Below are 17,862 nucleotides of genomic sequence, written 5' to 3' on the forward strand. Positions count from 1 at the left end.
CCATATATATACAGTTAGGCACATATACAGCTGTTAAGAACCCATAATAATCTTCCCGCCGGCATATAAAAAACCTTAGCAGATCTCATATACACCTTAGGCCGAACACTCTAAAGCTATTTCAGCCTACAAGCACTCTAGGCTCAACCATTTTAAATCATCTACTAACATTATTGTATGCTCTTTTTAATTTATTATACTATTAGGTCTTATAAAATAATAACTAGTTAAAAGACTAGATTTTTTTCGCCTTTAAGGAATTGTAATTATATTTATTTTTGATTTTTATGGTAAAATATATAATAGGTGGTGGAGAGATAATGAGTGGAACATTTCGATTTATTCATGTTGCAGACTTACATTTAGGATCATTTCTTAATATAAATGGAAAACCACAAGAAAAATTACAAGAATTATGTAAAGGTGCTGTATATGATGGCTTCGAAAGAATTTGTTTTAGAGCTATTTCATTAAAGGTGGATTTTATATTAATTTGTGGAGATGTTTATGACAGCCATTTAAGGTCGGTAAGAGGAAATAAAATTTTTATAGATCAATGTGCACATTTAGGTCAAAAAAATATAAGTGTATATGTAATTTACGGTAATCATGATGTTATGAATGGTGCTGAGGAATTGTTTGCTTTGCCTCCCAATTTACATATCATAAGCTCCGAAAAAATGGAAGTTTTTGAGGTATATAAAGAAGATAAAGTTATTTCAAAAATCATAGGGAAATCCTATAAACATCGATCTGAAAAAGAAAAATCTTACGAAAATTATTTATTAGATAATGATGTTTTTAATATTGCAATGTTACACACTGCATTAGAGGGAGATAATAAAAATTATATTCCTTGTACTTTAAATGATCTTAAGAGTGTTCCTAATATTGATTACTGGGCATTAGGACATATTCATAAACAAAGTATTATAAATGATACTAAACCTATAATAGCTTTTCCAGGAATTCCCCAAGGGCGTGATATGGGGGAGCAGGGAGTAGGCGGTCTTTATTTCGTCGAAGTAAACAAAAAAGATGTTGTGCATATGGAGTTTTTACCAATAGCAACAGTTGTGTATAAAAAGGTAGAGATAATAATAGAGGAAGATAAAAACATACAAAATTATAGTGATTTACTCCTAGTTATTAATGATGAACTAAGTAGTTTATCATATGAATTTCCTGAGATTTCAAGTGGAGTAAAATCATCGAATGTGGAATTGATAGATGATTTTAAGGGATATATTATTCAATTGGTTATAAGAGGAAAAACCGATATGCATAATAAGATAACTAATATGACAGAGGACGATTATAAACAGTTTTTAGAAAATATAAATGAAGAAATAAGTTCGCAGAAGTATTTTGTATGGGTAGATTCTATAATATTTAGGACATCGATGGTTCAAAACTTTGAAGAGCTTAAATTACAAAATCCTATTTTCAATGATTTAGAAGAGGTAATTGGATTATATACTACGGATTCTGAGTTTAAGAATGAACTTGTGAAAAATTGGGGATCAATTTGGAAGAAGCAAATATTTACGGAAAATATAGAGGCCGATAAATTCGATTTTGATGAAGAAACGATTTTGGATATTATATCACAAGCTAGAGAACTACTTATCGAAAAATTAACAGAGGTTTTGAAAATAATGTAGGTGGGTGATAATTTGAAAATAACACAGCTAGATATTAGGGATTTCGGAGTGTTTCAAGGCGAAAAATTGGAAGAATTGGGGAATGGAATTATAGTTGTTGGTGGGGCAAATAGGTCTGGTAAAACTACATTGATGCAAATACTTAGAAATATACCTTTTGGGTTTTCAAAAAATAGCGAGTTACCACCTCCTAAATTTCAATATGATGTAAGATGTGATTTAAGTTCAGATAATGGAGAAGAAGTAAATGTACTCTTAAAAGGGTTTAGTAATCCAGAGGTAGTTTACAAAAATGCTGAGGTTAAAGCCTCCAATAAAGGATTATATGATATAGATAAGGGAACCTACAAAGAATTGTTTACAATAAGTCTTGATGAGCTAAATAAGAGTTCAGATAAGGAAGATAGTAATTTACAATCAATGCTTCTAGGGGCTGGGTTTAAGCATATTGTTAAGATCCCCGGGGTTGTTAAAGAATTAAGACAAAAGGCTAATGTTATTGGCGGAACTAGGGGAAACCCTGCTACTAAAATGTTTAAACCATTTGAGGAGAATATTAGAAAAGGTTTAGAGGGAAGAAAAAGATCTACTCTTTTGTTAACATCTTATATGCAAAAGAAAAATAATTTGTTACGCCTTGAGGATAATATAATTTTAAAGGAAAAGCAGCTTCTTGAAAGTGATAATAATCTAATTAAATTAGAACTTTTAAAGCATAATTATGAGCTTAATGAAAAAAAGAAGAATCTTATAATAGAGCTTCAAACGTATTCTTTTGGACCTGATTATGTGAAAGAATATAATATAGAAGGAGCAGAAAACTTAAAAATTCAATATATTAAAGAATTAGAGAAGTATAATAACGATAATTATGAATTTCAGAGGGAAACATCTAAGAATGAACTTATTAAAGTGATTTTGATGGAAAATAAAAGATCGATTATTAGTTATTATAATGGAATATCAGGAATTAAAGAGATAAGTAAGAATCTTATTTGTGTTAAAACCGAGTATTATGAAAAAACTGGAACGATAATGAATAAGATAAAAAAAGCTAACGATAACTGGACGAATTTTGATGATGTGTCAGAAGTTGGTTGTGATGAGATGCAGCAACATATTTTAAATGAAAATATTGAAAAATATAAAAAGATAAAGATTGATAAAATAAATCTTGATAAAAAAATAGAAGACTTAAAAATGAACAGAGAAATTTTAGAAAAACAAATAGTACCTCGAGATGCTATAACCTATATGAAAAAATATTTGTATATCACAATGTTATTTATGATTATAGGGTTAGTACTATTTTTTATAGATAAGATGCTTGGGTGCTCAATAATAATAATTGGAGCATTAGGTACAGCTTTATATTTGTTTATAAATTATTCTAATAGAAAATTAATTGTGGTTAGAAATGCAGAAATTAAAACGCAGATTGATAACATAATAATAAATTCTAAAAATAATTCCCAGGAAATAAAAAAGGTAGATGCAAACTTAATAGAGCTAAATAACATAATGGATGAGTATAGGGATATTCTAAAACTTGACGAGCAGGTTTCGGCTGATGGAATCAAAGATTATTTTAAAACAGTAGCTTATTTAAAGGATGAAATATTTGATTATTATCTATTAAAGAAAAAATTAATGGATCAGTTTGATGATCTTTGTGAAACTTTAAATAACATTGACAATATAATTAATAAATTTACTTTTTTTAATGCTAAGAGCTTAGAGGGAATAAGTTCGCCCAAAATATGTTTAGACAATATAGAAAGTATTTGTAGTGATTTATTATTAAAAATAGAAACCTTACATAAAAATTTGATTCTTTTAGAGAAAGCTGATATGAGTTTTTCAAAACTTAAAACATTAGAGAATGAAATATTAGATTTTCTTTGTGAAAAGGATACAGAAAATATAATTTCAGATATAGAAAAGTATATTAATCATGGAGAAAAGTATAAAAGATATAGAAAACAACAAGATGAATTTAAGATTATACAAGAAAAATTGTTGCAATCAGTAAAGAGCCATCGTATAAAAGATATACTACATAATGAAAGGCATGATGCTTTACAAACTGATAATGAAAATCAAAATTTATTAAATATCCTTCAACAGTTATATAATCATTATATTAGCATTGATGAGCTTAATTATGATTATAAAGTTTCAAGCAATGAAAATAAAGAATTAATTAGGGAACTGGATATTTTAAAAAATGAAAAACAGACATTAAAAGATGAAGTTGCGGCTTTAAATTCAGATGAGATGTTATTGCAGTATGAGAAAGATATTATAGAAGCAAGAGGTAAGCTAAGACCACTTGCAGAGAAGTATGCCGTTTATAATACGGCAGCCTTATTTCTAGAGAAAATCAGAGAAAGATTTTTAGAAAATACAAAGGATAAGTTATTAAAAGGAGCTAGTAATATCTTAAGTGAAATAACATCTGGTGAATATAAAGATATTATGCCGCGTGACAATTTAATGCAGGGAGACTTTAAAACAAAATTATGTGATGAGAGTATAAAGGAGAGTTCGAAAGAGTTAAGTCGTGGTACAAAAGAACAATTATTTTTGGCAGTGCGTATAAGTAGAATAAAAGAAATTAAGGAAAAGTTGCCAGTGATTTTTGACGATTCATTTGTTAACTTTGATATAGCGCATACAAAAAATACAGTTAAAGCTTTAGTAGAATTATCAAAAACAAATCAAGTTTTTGTCCTTACTTGTCATGCAACCCTAGTAGAGATAATAATAGCGAAGGCTTCTAATGCCGAATATTTTAAATTAGAAAAGGGTAAATTTAAAAAAAGTTCAGGTGAGAATTTAAAAGAATACCTTAAAGAACTATAAGGTAGATTTAAATTTCTTTGAGATAGGGGCATAAAAATGGTATAATAGATTGCTAAAAGCAATTATTAGAGGCATTTATAACAGGGTTATTATTGCAATTAAATGGAAAGTGAAGTGGTAGTTATTAGTAAGGCATTATTTATTACAGAAAAACCAAGTGTTGCTGCGGAGTTTGCCAAAGCCTTGAAAATAAATGGTAGAAAGTCAGATGGATTTATAGAGTCTGACAAAGCTGTAGTAACATGGTGTGTAGGGCACCTTGTTACAATGAGTTATCCAGAAAAATATGATATGAAACTTAAAAAATGGTCTTTAAATACTTTGCCATTTTTACCTAAAGCATATAAATATGAAGTTATAGATGGAGTTAAAAAACAATTTAATATAGTCAAAAGTCAATTAGTTCGCGAAGATATTGATAGAATATATGTTTGTACAGATTCAGGAAGAGAAGGCGAGTATATTTACAGATTAGTAGATGAAATGGCAGGGTGTCCTGATAAGCAAAAACGAAGAGTGTGGATAGATTCACAAACAGAAGCTGAGATTATTCGCGGTGTTAAAGAAGCGAAGGATTTAAGTGCATATGATAATTTATCGGAGGCAGCTTATTTAAGAGCAAAAGAGGATTATTTAATGGGAATCAATTTTTCAAGGCTTTTAAGTTTAGTCTATGGAAAAGTTGTAAGCAATTATCTTGGAAAAAGTTATATAGTTATCGCTGTTGGACGAGTAATGTCATGTGTTCTTGGGATGGTTGTCCAAAGGGAAAGAGAAGTTCGAGAGTTTATAGTTACTCCTTTTTATAAAATTATTGGAAGCTTTAATGTAAGCGAGGACTGTAATTATGATGGAGAATGGAAAGCGGTCGATGGTTCAAAGTATTTTGAATCACCTATGCTATATAACGAGGGTGGATTTAAAACCCAGGAAGATGCTGAAAAGTTAATAGGAGAGTTAAGAGATTCTAGTATTGAAAATAATGTTTTGGTTGAAAACATTTCTAAGAAAAAAGAAAATAAAAATGCACCATTACTTTTTAATTTAGCAGAAATGCAAAATGAATGTTCTAAGAAATTTAAGATAAATCCAGAGCAAACTCTTAGCCTCATTCAAGCTTTATATGAGAAAAAAATGCTTACATATCCAAGAACGGATGCTAGGGTATTGTCTACAGCAATATCAAAAGAAATAGATCAGAATATAAGAAAATTAATGAAATTAAATGGAAATACAGAGATTAATAATATAGCTAAGAATATTATAGAAAAAAAATGGTATAGTGGTATTGCTAAAACAAAGTATGTTGATGATAGCAAGGTAACAGATCATTATGCTATTATTCCAACAGGTGAAGGACTTCAAAATTATTCATCATTAAAGGAAATGGAAAAGAAAGTGTATAATTTAGTGCTAAGACGGTTTCTCGCAATATTTTATCCACCGGCTGTGTACAACAAAGTTTCTGTTATAACAAAGATAAATAAGGAAAGATTTTTTACGTCAGATAAGGTTTGTGTTGAACTTGGTTACTTGGAGGTTCTAAAACCTGATAATGAAAGCAATGATAGAGAAAGTACAAACATGAAATTTCTAAGTCTGCTAAAAAAAGGACAGACGGTGACACTTAAAGAATTAGTAGTTAAAGAAGGTAAGACTTCACCTCCTAAAAGATTTACTACAGGTTCGATAATTATAGCAATGGAAAATGCAGGTAAACTTATTGAAGATGAAGAGCTAAGAGAGCATATAAAAGGCTCTGGTATTGGTACAAGTGCCACGCGCTCAGGAATTTTAACAAAGCTTGAAAAAATAGAATATATTAAATCTAATAATAAAACTCAAGTGGTTATGCCTACATTACTTGGAGAAATTATCTTCGATGTAGTTAAAAACTCTATCCCTACTCTTTTAAATCCAGAATTAACAGCCAGTTGGGAAAAAGGATTAACAATGGTTACTCAAAGCGAAATAGCGGGTGATATATATATGGATAAACTTGAAAATTATATAGTTAAAAATACTGATAGAGTACTTCAGCTAAATAATGGATTGAGGCTTAAGAGTAAATTCGATATGGCAAGTGAATTTTACTAATATGACAATTAAAGGGAGATGGCTCTAATTGGCAAAAGATAAAATAATCTATGTTTGTAAAGAGTGTGGGTCACATGCTCCAAAATGGATGGGTAAATGTAGTGATTGTGGTGCTTGGAATTCATATGAAGAGAAACTTGTTAAGGCGACTGCGGCTAAACAAAACACCTTAAATAGCATGGTAGCTGCAACTAAACCTACAAAACTAAAAGCTGTTCTTCAATCTAACAGCGATAGAATAATTACTGGAGTTTCAGAGTTTGACAGAGTTATGGGTGGAGGAATAGTTAGAGATAGTGTTACTATTATATCTGCTCCACCAGGGGCTGGAAAATCAACACTTCTGCTACAACTCGCAAATTCACTTTCATTAAAGGAATATAAAATTTTATATGCGTCTGGAGAGGAAAGTAAAAGTCAAATTAAAAATAGAGCTGACCGAACAGTAAAAGAAATAGCCGATAACTTTTGGGTTGTTTCGGATACAAAGTTAGATGAAATAATACAACATATAGAAACAGTCGATGCGGATTTAATAATACTTGATAGTATTCAAACATTTACTTTGGACGAATATTCAAGTTCTAGGGCGGGTTCACCTACTCAAGTAATTGAATGTGCAACAGCTTTAAAAAATATAGCTAAAAATCCTGATAGACCAAGAGCTGTTTTTTTGGTTGGGCAAATGACAAAGGCCGATGAGATGGCAGGACCACGAATACTCGAGCATTTAGTAGACACTGTATTATATCTTGAAGGAGAAGATGGAGAAGAACTAAAACACTTGGTAAGTAAAAAAAATCGTTTTGGAAATACAGAAGAAAGTGGCATGTTTAGGCTTTCGGACGTAGGAATGGAAGAGATTACTGACCCTTCTGAGTTTTTTATGACCAAGAGAGATGAGTTAGTTCCAGGAAGTGCTTTAGCGGTTATAAAGGATGGAACAAGACCCATTGTTATAGAAATAGAAAGTCTTGTATCTAAATCTTTTACTCCTTACCCAAGCAGGCTAAGTGAATGTTTTGCAAGGAAGGAACAACTGGGAACCCTTATTTCTATTCTTGAAGAAAGGGGAGGAATAGGGCTTTATGATAAGAACGTTATTATAAAAGCAACAGGCGGTCTTAAACTAACTGAAACATCGGTCAATCTTGCTGTAGTTATGAGCATAGCATCCTCATCGCTAAATCACGGAATAGCTACAGACACAGTATTTATTGGAGAACTCGGTTTAACCGGTGAATTAAAAAAAGTACCATCTTTAGAGCAAAGATTAAAAGAGGTAGATAGGATGGGTTTTAAAAAGGCATACATACCTCAAAATTGCTTAAAAGCGGGGGTTAAATTTAAAAACTTAAAAGTCATTCCATGTAAAAAATTAACAGATGTTATAACAAAAGAATTCAAATAATAACGAAAAGGCCACTGAAATATTTACATAAATTTCAGTGGCCTTTTCACATAATTACTATTTTATAATTAATTCAAATAATTTTTTAGCAGCCTTTTTAGGACCATCTTTTTCTTGTCCTTTAACTCCAAGTGAGGTTCTAATTTGTCCAACTTTCACTCCTGTTTTGAAAAGGTCCTCAAAATATTTATCTATAAGAACATTTACTAGTTCTTGTTTTTGTACAGGGCCAAATGGATTTGCAAAATAAGATGTTACAAGGCCTAATTCGGTTGTAGTACCTTTTGCCATTCTAGCGCCTCTTTTGCAAACATCTATTGCATCTTTTGCATTTGTAAAGAAACTAATTTCTCCCATACCATCTTTTACTTCTTCATAATTATTTGCATAAAGGAATAAATCTATAGGGTAACCCTTAATAATATCTTTATAGCTTGCTACTGGCATAACAAGTCTTGCGTTAATTTTATCAGGATTCATAAATATACTTCTATCTATTTCTTTAAAAGCATAACCTGCATCTAAATCATCAAGTCTTACGAATGCTCCTATTTCAGTTCCAAAAGCTAGTGGTTTTGAACCTTCTTTTAAAGTTAAGTAACCCATATCATCAAATACTATGGTCATATCGCTTATATAATCTTCACTTAAACTTCTAAAAGCTTCTAAACTTTCAGATTTACCAGCACCGCTATCACCCATAATAACAACATTAGCGCTGTTACCATTATTCATAATAATGTGTACCATCGCACCATGAATTGGTAGTGAACCTCGTTTAATCATTATTAAATTATGAAGTGTTAAGGCCATCTTTTTTACATATCCAAAGTAATCTATTTCGTCACCATAATTTATATATCCAAGCATAATATCATTTTCCTTATCGTCATAAAATACTGTTTTGACGTCAGGGGCAGAATCTTTGGCACCAAAAACAAAAACTATATCTGGTTTAATATCTCTATACTCTTTTTCTTTTGCCATTTCGAATAAGTTACAAAGAGTTATTGCATGAGCCATAAAATCTCTGTGAACATAAATGAATGCAAGTAGTGTACCTACCTTAGCTGGATAACAAAACCAATGGTCCGGGGTTATAGTACAATTTTTTAATGGGTTTTCAAAACATTCATCAAAAATTCCATCACGTGTATTCTTCTTAGGGTAACTTATATAAGGTAAATCTAGAATTATTGCATCAATAAATGGAACATTTTTCAATTGTTCATATCCTAAAGGCATTGGCCAATTTATTGTATTAACAATTAAACCAGCATTACCACCTGCGGGTAATTGTCTGTAAACTTTAGGTTTATAACCAACAACATTTTCTTCGATTTTTCTATATAGATCAAGTATAAGCATTGAAAAACCATTATTAGCTTCAACAAAACTTGTTTTTTCTATACCCTCATTTATTTTATTGTTGTGAATTACAGTATATCTTTCAAGTTTTCTCCAAAAACTATAGAAGTCTTCTACAAAATCTATGAAAGTACTTTTATTATTTATAAGAGAACTATATTTAGTATTTAAATCTACAATTTCATTTACATTTAATACTGATAGGAGTTTAAATAAATGTATTATTAAAATATCTAAATCCTCAGTTTCTGTTTGTGTATTTTCGATCAAATATTTGTATATATTTGATTTCTTCTTTTTGATTTTCTTGAGATAAGCGTTAAAAACTCTTCTGAATCCAACACTTTCCAATAATTTAACAGGAGTATTACAATATTTTGCAGTAAAATTTATCATTACTTTTTCATTACTTAGGGAAAATTCTTTTCTCAAGTTGACACCTCCACGTATGATTACGTAATTATTTTGATAATTGAAATACATATTGGTGAAAATCATCATAAACATCAATATATAATCGAATACAATATTATAATACTATAAAAGTGATATATTAACAATACTGAAACTGCAAAATACTATTTAGAAGGTTAAGTAACGGATGTGAATACTAAGGGTATAATATTAGAAGGCTTACTATTATAAGAGACTAAAATAAATGTATAACTATGACAAAATTGAGTTTAATTTTTGAAAGTTTTGCTATATAATTATAGCATTGATAAAAATAAAGGGGAAGTAAGGGGGAATGATATATTGAAAAATAAAGTGGCACCGCATATAATGGCAATTATATTAATGTTTATATGGAGCTTATCTTATTTAAGCATAAAGGTGGTATCAGAAGAGGTAAGTCCAATATTATCAGCCTTTTATAGGTTTGTACTCGCAGCAATAATTTTATTTATAATATTAAAAGTAAAATTTCCCGAGGAAAAAGTTTTAAAAAGAGATAAATTTAAATTTGCTTTAGGTGGGCTTTTTGGAGTAGCGATATATTTTATCTTTGAGAACTATGCTGTAGCATTTACATCCGCATCAAATGTCGCAATTTTAATTGCTTCAATACCTGTATTTACTATATTCTCCCAAAGAATAATTTTTAAAGAAAAATTAACTTATGGAAAAATATTTGGCGCTACCTTAAGTTTAGTTGGAATTATTATAATAATTGCATCTAAAGAAAGAGTAAGTCTTTTATCAAAAGGAAATATAGGAGATCTTATGGCGCTTGGGGCAGTGTTTTCTTGGGTAATTTATAACATGGTTTGTAGTAGCTTCAAAGGAAATTATAAAGTCATAACCATAACTACTTATGAGATCATGTGGGGATCATTATTTCTTAGTCCCTCACTATTGTTTAGTAATTTGCAAATTCCTTCTGTAAAAGTCATATTAAATTTAATTTTTCTATCAATTTTTTGCTCATGTGTTGGATATGTATTATATGTACATTGCCTTAAGGAACTTGGAGCAACAATTATAACTACTTATATAAATTTACAGCCTATTATGAGTCTGATTGCAGCAGCAGTTATACTAAATGAAACCATTACGATTTGGCAGGTATTAGGGTGCTTAGTTATAATAGTAGGAGTAACTTTAGTTAGTTTAGATGGTAGGTTAAATTTTAGAAAACATAAGAGGGTATATGAAAATTTATAACTATATTTAAAAAGGGATTATATTAACTAAAAAGTTAACATAATCCCTTTTGTAAATGTACTAGTATCTTATTCTTCTACCGCTGCGATTTTTTCGTCTACGAATAGAAGATATTAATATGAGAACTAATATTATAATAGCAATTAGTACAACTGCAATTGCAGCATAGATAATTATATTATTTTTGAGTATAGTAGCTTTTGAAACCATTGGATATAATTTATAAGTTTTAATATAATCCTTTTGTTTAACAACTAAAGTTCCAATAGAGGTTTTTTTATTAAGTTTCCATGGCTTTATAGGATCGACTTTAATGGTAGTTTCTCGTTTGACATCATTTTTATAAAAAGTCACATCTTCTTTTGAGTCTAGTGGTATATTAATTGTTTTTGTTGGTCCTATAAATGGAATAACTTTGTAGGGTACAGATATTATTGTTTTAATAGCAGTATCTTTTTTTGTAGTTACTTCTTTTTTAGCAGCATAACTATAATTAATAAGTTTGGTCATATCATCGAAAACTATTGTATCTTTTGGTAGGTTATATGTAGAATTCATAACTACACCCAAAATATGGCGACCATTACGTTCATATATAGAAATTAGGCATCTTCCAGCCTTTATTGTATATCCAGTTTTACCACCTACGTTACCATCTATGCCAAGCAGTTTATTTCGGTTAGTAACAGTAGCGACTGGGCCATTAGTAGATTTAATTACACTTGTTTTTTTACCCATAGATTTCTTTACCCAATCATTTTTATAAGCAGCTCTGCCTGCAAGAGTTAAGTCGTAAGGCGTTGTAAAATGCTTATCATTTGCATCATCTAGCCCATTTGGGGTGATAAAATGAGAACCTGTCATTCCGAGTTTTGCGGCTTTATCATTCATCATTTTAGCGAAATTAATTGGATTTCCACCGACGTTATCGGCAATCATATAAGCAATATCATTTCCCGAATAAAGAAGAAGTCCATCCATTACATTGTCAGCGGACATTGTATCTCCAATAGCTACGGGATGAATATTTAGGTTATAAGAGTACGGTGGTTGCGCCTTTGCATTCTTAGTGTATTTTAAGTTGTCCGTTGTAGTCTTATTTTCAGCAAGTAGCAAAGCTGTAATAAGCTTTGTGATGCTCGCAGGGTACATCTTATTATCAATGTTTTTTGCGTAAATAATTTCATTAGTGTCCATATCTACAGAGATTGCAGCTTTACCATCTAATTCTGGTGGGTTGGTAGTGGCAAAAACTGTTGTAGAAAAGACTAAAGTAAAGAGCAGTGTAAATAATAAAAGCCGGTTTCTTCTTTTCAATTTCATCTCTCCAATTTAATTAAATTTTATATTTATACATGAGTAAACACAAGCATAAGTATAGCATTTTAATTTATGAAGAACAAGGTACATTGTTCTTCATAATATATTTAGGACGAAGTTAATATAATGACATCATTTAAGCATCATTAACAAATTTTTCTTATTTTATGTTATAGTTAAAAGTATGTATTGATATAATAATTTCACTTTAAAGTAAATTGCAAATTCACTTGCCACGTGCCACGTTGGTGGCGTAAGAAAGGTTGTGATTAACATGATAAATAAGGTAGAAGAAATATTTAAGGATAGAATTCCTAAAGTAATAGGGGAGTTTGATAAAAGTGCGGTTATGATATTACTTGTAGAGGATAATGATGAGTTATCTATTGTATTTGAAGTACGCGCTTTGAAATTAAGAAGCCAGCCAGGTGATGTTTGTCTGCCAGGTGGGAGAGTTGAACTGAATGAAGATCCAAAGGAAACCTCGGTGCGAGAAACTATGGAAGAACTAAATTTGGAAAGAGATCAAATTAAAATAATTGGGGATATGGATTATTATATAAGTCCTTATGGAAATATAATGTATGCTTATGTAGGGTATCTAAAATATGGTGAAATAAACCCCAGTGAAGATGAAGTAGATCATATATTTAAAGTCCCATTAAAATTCTTTTTAGAGGGTGAGCCACTCTATTATAATATGGAGATAGGACCCTTAAAACAAGAAGGTTTTCCTTTCCATTTGATTAATGGAGGAAAAGATTACAAGTTTAGGAAAGGGTTTTTAGATCAATATTTTTATGAGTATAATAACTACGTAATATGGGGCTTCACAGCTCAGATTATTAAAAGTTTTATCAAAGTATTAGAAAAATAAAGTTTTAAAAAGCAGTAATAATATTTAAATTATTACTGCTTTTTAGGTTATGCTATTTATTAGGAACAATCTTATTTTTCTTAATGAATACGCAAATACTTAATACAATAGCAGCTATATAGATAAAAACATATACTATTGAAAGCAAACGCGTAGAATAGAAAAATTTCAAATAAATAAAAGCAAAAATTGATGTAAGGGACCAAAAGAGAGAAATAAATGCTATTATATTATTTCTTTTTCTCCAATGCTCGGGATCTTTCATAGTTCCAATAATATTTTCTCGACGTTTACTTTTAGCGCCAGTGTTAATTACAAGAAATTTGTAATATACAAAAAATATAAATTCTATTATAGAAACAACAAAAAACATATATGATAGAGATAGACTAGTTATGTTCAAAAAAATCACTCCTTTTAGGAAATAATATGCCCTAAAAGTTAAAACATAACACTATTCTTTTTTACCATCTATAGCTTCTTCATAATAATCTGTTCCCCATTTACACATAATGTCGAGTATTGGCATTACGCTTTTACCTTGTTTTGTTAAAGAGTATTCTACTTTTGGCGGAACTTCGGCATATACTTTTCTATGAACCATTTCATATGCTTCTAATTCTCTAAGTTGTTGTGTTAACATTTTTTGAGTTATTACACCCATGGATCGTTTTAATTCACTAAATCTTAATATGCCGTTATTAGCTAATCTCCAAAGAATTATCGGCTTCCATTTACCACCTATAATGTCTAATGTTAATTCTATAGCACAACTATATTCTTTGTTATTTATTTTCATTATTTTATCACTCATAAATACCTCCTGTATTTCTTATTGTAAATTTAGTAATATATAGCAATTTAGGATATTAGGTCACTTAGGATACTAAGTAACTTATAAGTTAGTACTTGTTTAAAAAACATCTAGTATGTACAATTATATCATTGATATATTTTATATACAATATGCCTATAAGGCATATTGAAGAAGGAGGAAAAAAATGAAAGAAATTTATAATTTGCATAATGAGACTATAGGGTTAAAAGTGGTAGAAAATCTTAAAAAAAATGATTTTTCGGCTGTTTATTTTAAAACAGGAGTTGAGGCATCAAAATTTATAATGGATAATATACGTAAAGGAGATAAGGTGGGCTTTGGAGGATCTATGACTGTAGTAAAACTCGGCATACAAGAAAAGGTAGCATCCCTTGGAGGATTTGTTCTAGATCATGGAGATCCGACTTTATCACCTGATGATAAAATGGAAACTATGAGAGGGGAACTCCTTAGTGATGTTTTTATATGTAGTTCTAATGCTGTGACAATGGATGGTGAACTTGTCAATATTGATGGCGTAGGAAATAGAATTGCCGCAATGACATTTGGACCTAAAAAAGTTATTGTTGTAGTTGGCGTTAATAAAATTTGTAAAAATGAATCTTCAGCTTTTGAAAGACTAGAACAAATTGCAGCGCCAATGAATAACATGAGGTTAAAGATGCCAAATCCTTGTACTAAAACTGGTGTTTGCATGGATTGTAAAGCAGCTAGTAGAATATGTAGAGTTTACTCTGTAATTAAAAGAAGGCCTGTGAGAACAGATATTACAGTAGTTGTGATTGGTGAGGAACTTGGATATTAACGACATATAATTATTTATAGTTAATATTGAAAAAACACTTCAATTTATTGGTAAAAAGCCTTATAATGTTACTAAAGTTACAAAGTTACTTTAGTAACAAAATATGGAAATGGAGTGATGAGATGTTACAGTGTCCTTTTTTAACAACTATGGAGGAAGAGGTAGAGTGTTTTAAAGAGTGTGATTTACATAAATGGTCAGATAATGGAGGCAAATGTCCATTTGTTGAGTTAAAAGATTTTAAACCCTTTATCATTAAGAATATTACTGATTATGATATATTTAGTGAGGATAGAAATTCACAATTGAAATCATTGTACAAAGATCGATACTTGTAGTATTAATATTATGTAATTGTGCATAATATTAACTAATGGGATTTAATTTTGTTTTCCTAAAATATTAAGCAGGGAAGTGAGTTTAATTGGAAAGAACCTTGATATTAATTAAACCTGATGGAGTTAAACGTGGACTAATTGGAAGAATCATTAACCAGTATGAGGAGAAATCACTAGAAATTGTAGCACTGAAAATGATAACGGCTACAAAAGATATTGCAAGGAAACATTACAGTGAACATGAGGGACGCGAATATTTTGAAAAACTAATAAATTATATTACTGAAGGCAAGATATGTGCTATGGTTTTAATGGGTGAAAAAGCTATTGAAATAACACGTAAAATTAATGGAGATAAGGATCCTGTTAAAGCAGAAATTGGAAGCATAAGAGGGAAATTTGCAATAGATAAAACTAATAATTTAGTTCATGCCTCTGATAGTATAGATAGTGCAGAATATGAAATTTCAATCTGGTTTCCAGAACTTACGTGCAAGGATATCTTTGGGAGCTCTAGGAATTTGTTTGCACAAACACAGGGACCGTTAGTAAATGTTTAACATAAATCTATATTAAAAAGCTAACCAATTTAATCTTGGTTAGCTTTTTGTTGTAATTTTAGTAATTAATGTGAACCGCAATGCCCAGAGCAACCACCACAAGAGTCACTGCCATGTTTTGGGCAACTAGGTTTACTATCGACTGTAAGCTTTGTTTTAACCCAAAATCTAGAATCACTATAGGCTATTGTGAGTTCGCAAATGTTATCTAAAAGAGTATTATCATATAATATTTTCAAATTATCAATATTGTTTTTAATATCTCCTGTTTTAAAATTATCTAGGTAAATGTCAACTTTTGAAGTCTTGCAACAAGCACTGTCGAATACGAATCTTACGCTATCACATGTTTCGTCAAGTTGAATCATTTCCATTAGCTCATCTAGAGCAACTTTTGAAATTTTGATTTTTAATGGTTGTGCCATACGTCCTCCTAACATTCATCTATGATGTAATAGGCATATTCATGTTATTCCTCAAGAATTTCAGAATAATGATTTAATAGACCTTGTTTTAGGTTCCATAAATTCCAAGAAAGATCTACATAATATGCATGGGGATTATCAAATCTTAAAACTTCTGTCCATAATTTAGAGACTTCTTGTTCAGAAAATGCTTTTATTTCCATAACAGATGGAGATTCATAAATTTGTTTACCATTTTCAAATAGTTTAACCATAAGCTCTTTTATATAGTAGTGTTTAAGATTTTTCTTTTTCCAAGTATAAGTTGGATTAAATATCTCAAGGGGCCTGTTTTCATCAAATTTTTCGTCATGCAAGGTAATGAAATCTGCAATAGCTTTATGAGTTGTTTTATCAAAAATTCTGTATAGTTTTTTAAACGCAGGATTAATAATTTTTTCTGCATTTTCACTAATTTTAATCTTTGGTATTATTACTCCATCATTTTCGACTGCAACAAGTTTATAAACACCACCAAATACTGGTTCAGATCTTGCAGTAATAAGCCTTTCGCCAACACCAAAATTATCAATTTGTGCCCCGTTTTCGAGTACTCCACTAATAATATATTCATCGAGCGAGTTAGAAACAGTAATCTTTACATCATCATATCCAGCTTCATCTAGTATTTCTCTAACTTTTTTAGTTAGATAAGTAATATCACCGCTATCAATTCGTATTCCTTTAGGCCTTTTGCCCATAGGTTTAAGTACATCATTAAACACCTTTATAGCATTAAGGATACCAGAGCGTAGTACGTTATAAGTATCTATAAGAAGTACACAGTTATCTGGGTAGGTTATCGTCCAAGCTTTAAAGGCATCATATTCAGTATCGAAAAGTTGTACCCAACTATGAGCCATAGTTCCTAGTGCTGGAATATCAAACATTTCCTCGGCGATAGTACAGGCAGTACCAACGCAACCACCAATAACAGCAGCACGAGCTCCATATATAGCACCATCATAGCCTTGAGCACGCCTTGAACCAAATTCCATTACAGGTCTACCTTTTGCAGCTCTGCATATTCTACTAGCTTTAGTAGCAATTAAGGTTTGATGATTTATTGTAAGAAGGACCATTGTCTCAACAAATTGAGCCTGTATAATAGGTCCTTTAACTGTAACTAAGGGTTCACCAGGAAAAACAGGATAACCTTCAGGTATTGCCCATACGTCACAAGAAAACTTAAAACTCTTTAAATAATCAATAAATTTATCTGAAAAAGTATTTTTGCTCTCAAGATAGGCTATATCATCCTTTGAAAATGATAAATCAGAAAGGTATTCAAGTAATTGCTGTACACCGGCCATAACGCAATAACCGCCGCCATCAGGAATTCGTCTAAAAAACATATCAAAGTATGCAATTTTGTCTTGAACATTATTATCAAGATAACCGTTTGCCATAGTTAATTCATAAAAGTCTACAAGCATTGTTAGATTTCTTTCATTTCTCACATTAAAATCTTTTGAATATATCATAGTTTTTTCCCCTTTGAAATTTAATAAAAGTATATAATGAAATTATAACATAATTATATATTAATGTTTTGTTAGGATTATTATACTAGTATTTTAGGTTTAAACA

15 protein-coding genes are annotated in these 17,862 nt (G+C 30.3%); 9 read left to right on the forward strand and 6 right to left on the reverse strand.

Going from position 1 to position 17,862, the window contains the following annotated elements:
- The first annotated feature begins 287 nt into the window (after positions 1-287).
- The 4 genes from KPL44_RS03305 to radA all read left to right on the forward strand — a co-directional run bounded on the left by KPL44_RS03305 (position 288) and on the right by radA (position 8,037).
- On the forward strand, positions 288-1,664 hold the full coding sequence (locus KPL44_RS03305) for a metallophosphoesterase family protein (protein ID WP_216247381.1): 1,377 nt from the start codon (positions 288-290) through the stop codon (positions 1,662-1,664).
- 12 nt (positions 1,665-1,676) lie between these two features.
- Positions 1,677-4,529 carry an AAA family ATPase gene (locus tag KPL44_RS03310; protein WP_216247384.1) on the forward strand — a complete coding sequence of 951 codons (2,853 nt, stop codon included), beginning with the start codon at positions 1,677-1,679 and terminating at the stop codon, positions 4,527-4,529.
- A 123-nt stretch (positions 4,530-4,652) separates the two neighbouring features.
- On the forward strand, positions 4,653-6,626 hold the full coding sequence (locus tag KPL44_RS03315) for a DNA topoisomerase (RefSeq protein ID WP_216247841.1): 1,974 nt from the start codon (positions 4,653-4,655) through the stop codon (positions 6,624-6,626).
- 28 nt (positions 6,627-6,654) lie between these two features.
- Entirely contained in the window at positions 6,655-8,037 is a 1,383-nt protein-coding gene (gene radA, locus KPL44_RS03320; protein ID WP_216247386.1) for a DNA repair protein RadA, read from the forward strand.
- Between the two features lie 57 nt (positions 8,038-8,094).
- Here the strand turns inward: radA and KPL44_RS03325 are convergent, their stop codons facing one another.
- Positions 8,095-9,837 carry a phosphoenolpyruvate carboxykinase gene (locus tag KPL44_RS03325; protein ID WP_216247387.1) on the reverse strand — a complete coding sequence of 581 codons (1,743 nt, stop codon included), beginning with the start codon at positions 9,835-9,837 and terminating at the stop codon, positions 8,095-8,097.
- A gap of 324 nt (positions 9,838-10,161) precedes the next feature.
- Between KPL44_RS03325 and KPL44_RS03330 the strand changes: the two genes are divergently transcribed.
- A complete protein-coding gene (locus tag KPL44_RS03330) occupies positions 10,162-11,070 on the forward strand; it encodes a DMT family transporter (protein ID WP_216247388.1) in 909 nt (302 codons plus the stop codon).
- A 60-nt stretch (positions 11,071-11,130) separates the two neighbouring features.
- Here the strand turns inward: KPL44_RS03330 and KPL44_RS03335 are convergent, their stop codons facing one another.
- Entirely contained in the window at positions 11,131-12,387 is a 1,257-nt protein-coding gene (locus tag KPL44_RS03335; protein ID WP_216247390.1) for a D-alanyl-D-alanine carboxypeptidase family protein, read from the reverse strand.
- Between the two features lie 277 nt (positions 12,388-12,664).
- Here KPL44_RS03335 and KPL44_RS03340 point away from each other — a divergent pair, with 277 nt between their 5' ends.
- The gene (locus tag KPL44_RS03340) at positions 12,665-13,267 is read left to right on the forward strand and encodes an NUDIX hydrolase (RefSeq protein WP_216247393.1); all 603 of its coding nucleotides are present in this window, start codon (positions 12,665-12,667) and stop codon (positions 13,265-13,267) included.
- A gap of 52 nt (positions 13,268-13,319) precedes the next feature.
- Here KPL44_RS03340 and KPL44_RS03345 read toward each other — a convergent pair whose 3' ends face one another.
- Together KPL44_RS03345 and KPL44_RS03350 are read right to left on the reverse strand one after the other, a co-directional pair.
- Positions 13,320-13,670 (reverse strand): hypothetical protein, encoded by a 351-nt coding sequence (locus KPL44_RS03345; protein WP_216247396.1) that lies wholly within the window; start codon positions 13,668-13,670, stop codon positions 13,320-13,322.
- 51 nt (positions 13,671-13,721) lie between these two features.
- Entirely contained in the window at positions 13,722-14,081 is a 360-nt protein-coding gene (locus KPL44_RS03350) for a winged helix-turn-helix transcriptional regulator (RefSeq protein WP_253201603.1), read from the reverse strand.
- A gap of 187 nt (positions 14,082-14,268) precedes the next feature.
- Here KPL44_RS03350 and KPL44_RS03355 point away from each other — a divergent pair, with 187 nt between their 5' ends.
- The 3 genes from KPL44_RS03355 to ndk all read left to right on the forward strand — a co-directional run bounded on the left by KPL44_RS03355 (position 14,269) and on the right by ndk (position 15,808).
- Complete coding sequence (locus tag KPL44_RS03355) at positions 14,269-14,910, forward strand: lactate utilization protein (RefSeq protein WP_216247398.1); 642 nt, start codon at positions 14,269-14,271, stop codon at positions 14,908-14,910.
- A gap of 122 nt (positions 14,911-15,032) precedes the next feature.
- The gene (locus KPL44_RS03360) at positions 15,033-15,248 is read left to right on the forward strand and encodes a hypothetical protein (RefSeq protein ID WP_216209077.1); all 216 of its coding nucleotides are present in this window, start codon (positions 15,033-15,035) and stop codon (positions 15,246-15,248) included.
- Positions 15,249-15,334: 86 nt separating this feature from the next.
- The gene (gene ndk / locus KPL44_RS03365; protein WP_216247400.1) at positions 15,335-15,808 is read left to right on the forward strand and encodes a nucleoside-diphosphate kinase; all 474 of its coding nucleotides are present in this window, start codon (positions 15,335-15,337) and stop codon (positions 15,806-15,808) included.
- A gap of 65 nt (positions 15,809-15,873) precedes the next feature.
- On the opposite strand, the gene KPL44_RS03370 is transcribed toward ndk, so the two are convergent.
- Entirely contained in the window at positions 15,874-16,233 is a 360-nt protein-coding gene (locus KPL44_RS03370) for a hypothetical protein (RefSeq protein ID WP_216247404.1), read from the reverse strand.
- Positions 16,234-16,277: 44 nt separating this feature from the next.
- Positions 16,278-17,756: a nicotinate phosphoribosyltransferase gene (locus tag KPL44_RS03375; protein ID WP_216247406.1), complete on the reverse strand. Its 1,479-nt coding sequence runs from the start codon at positions 17,754-17,756 to the stop codon at positions 16,278-16,280.
- Positions 17,757-17,862 lie beyond the last annotated feature (106 nt).

The organism is Clostridium sp. DSM 17811, from assembly GCF_018861905.1.
In the GTDB taxonomy this organism is placed as follows: domain Bacteria; phylum Bacillota; class Clostridia; order Clostridiales; family Clostridiaceae; genus Clostridium_AD; species Clostridium_AD frigoriphilum.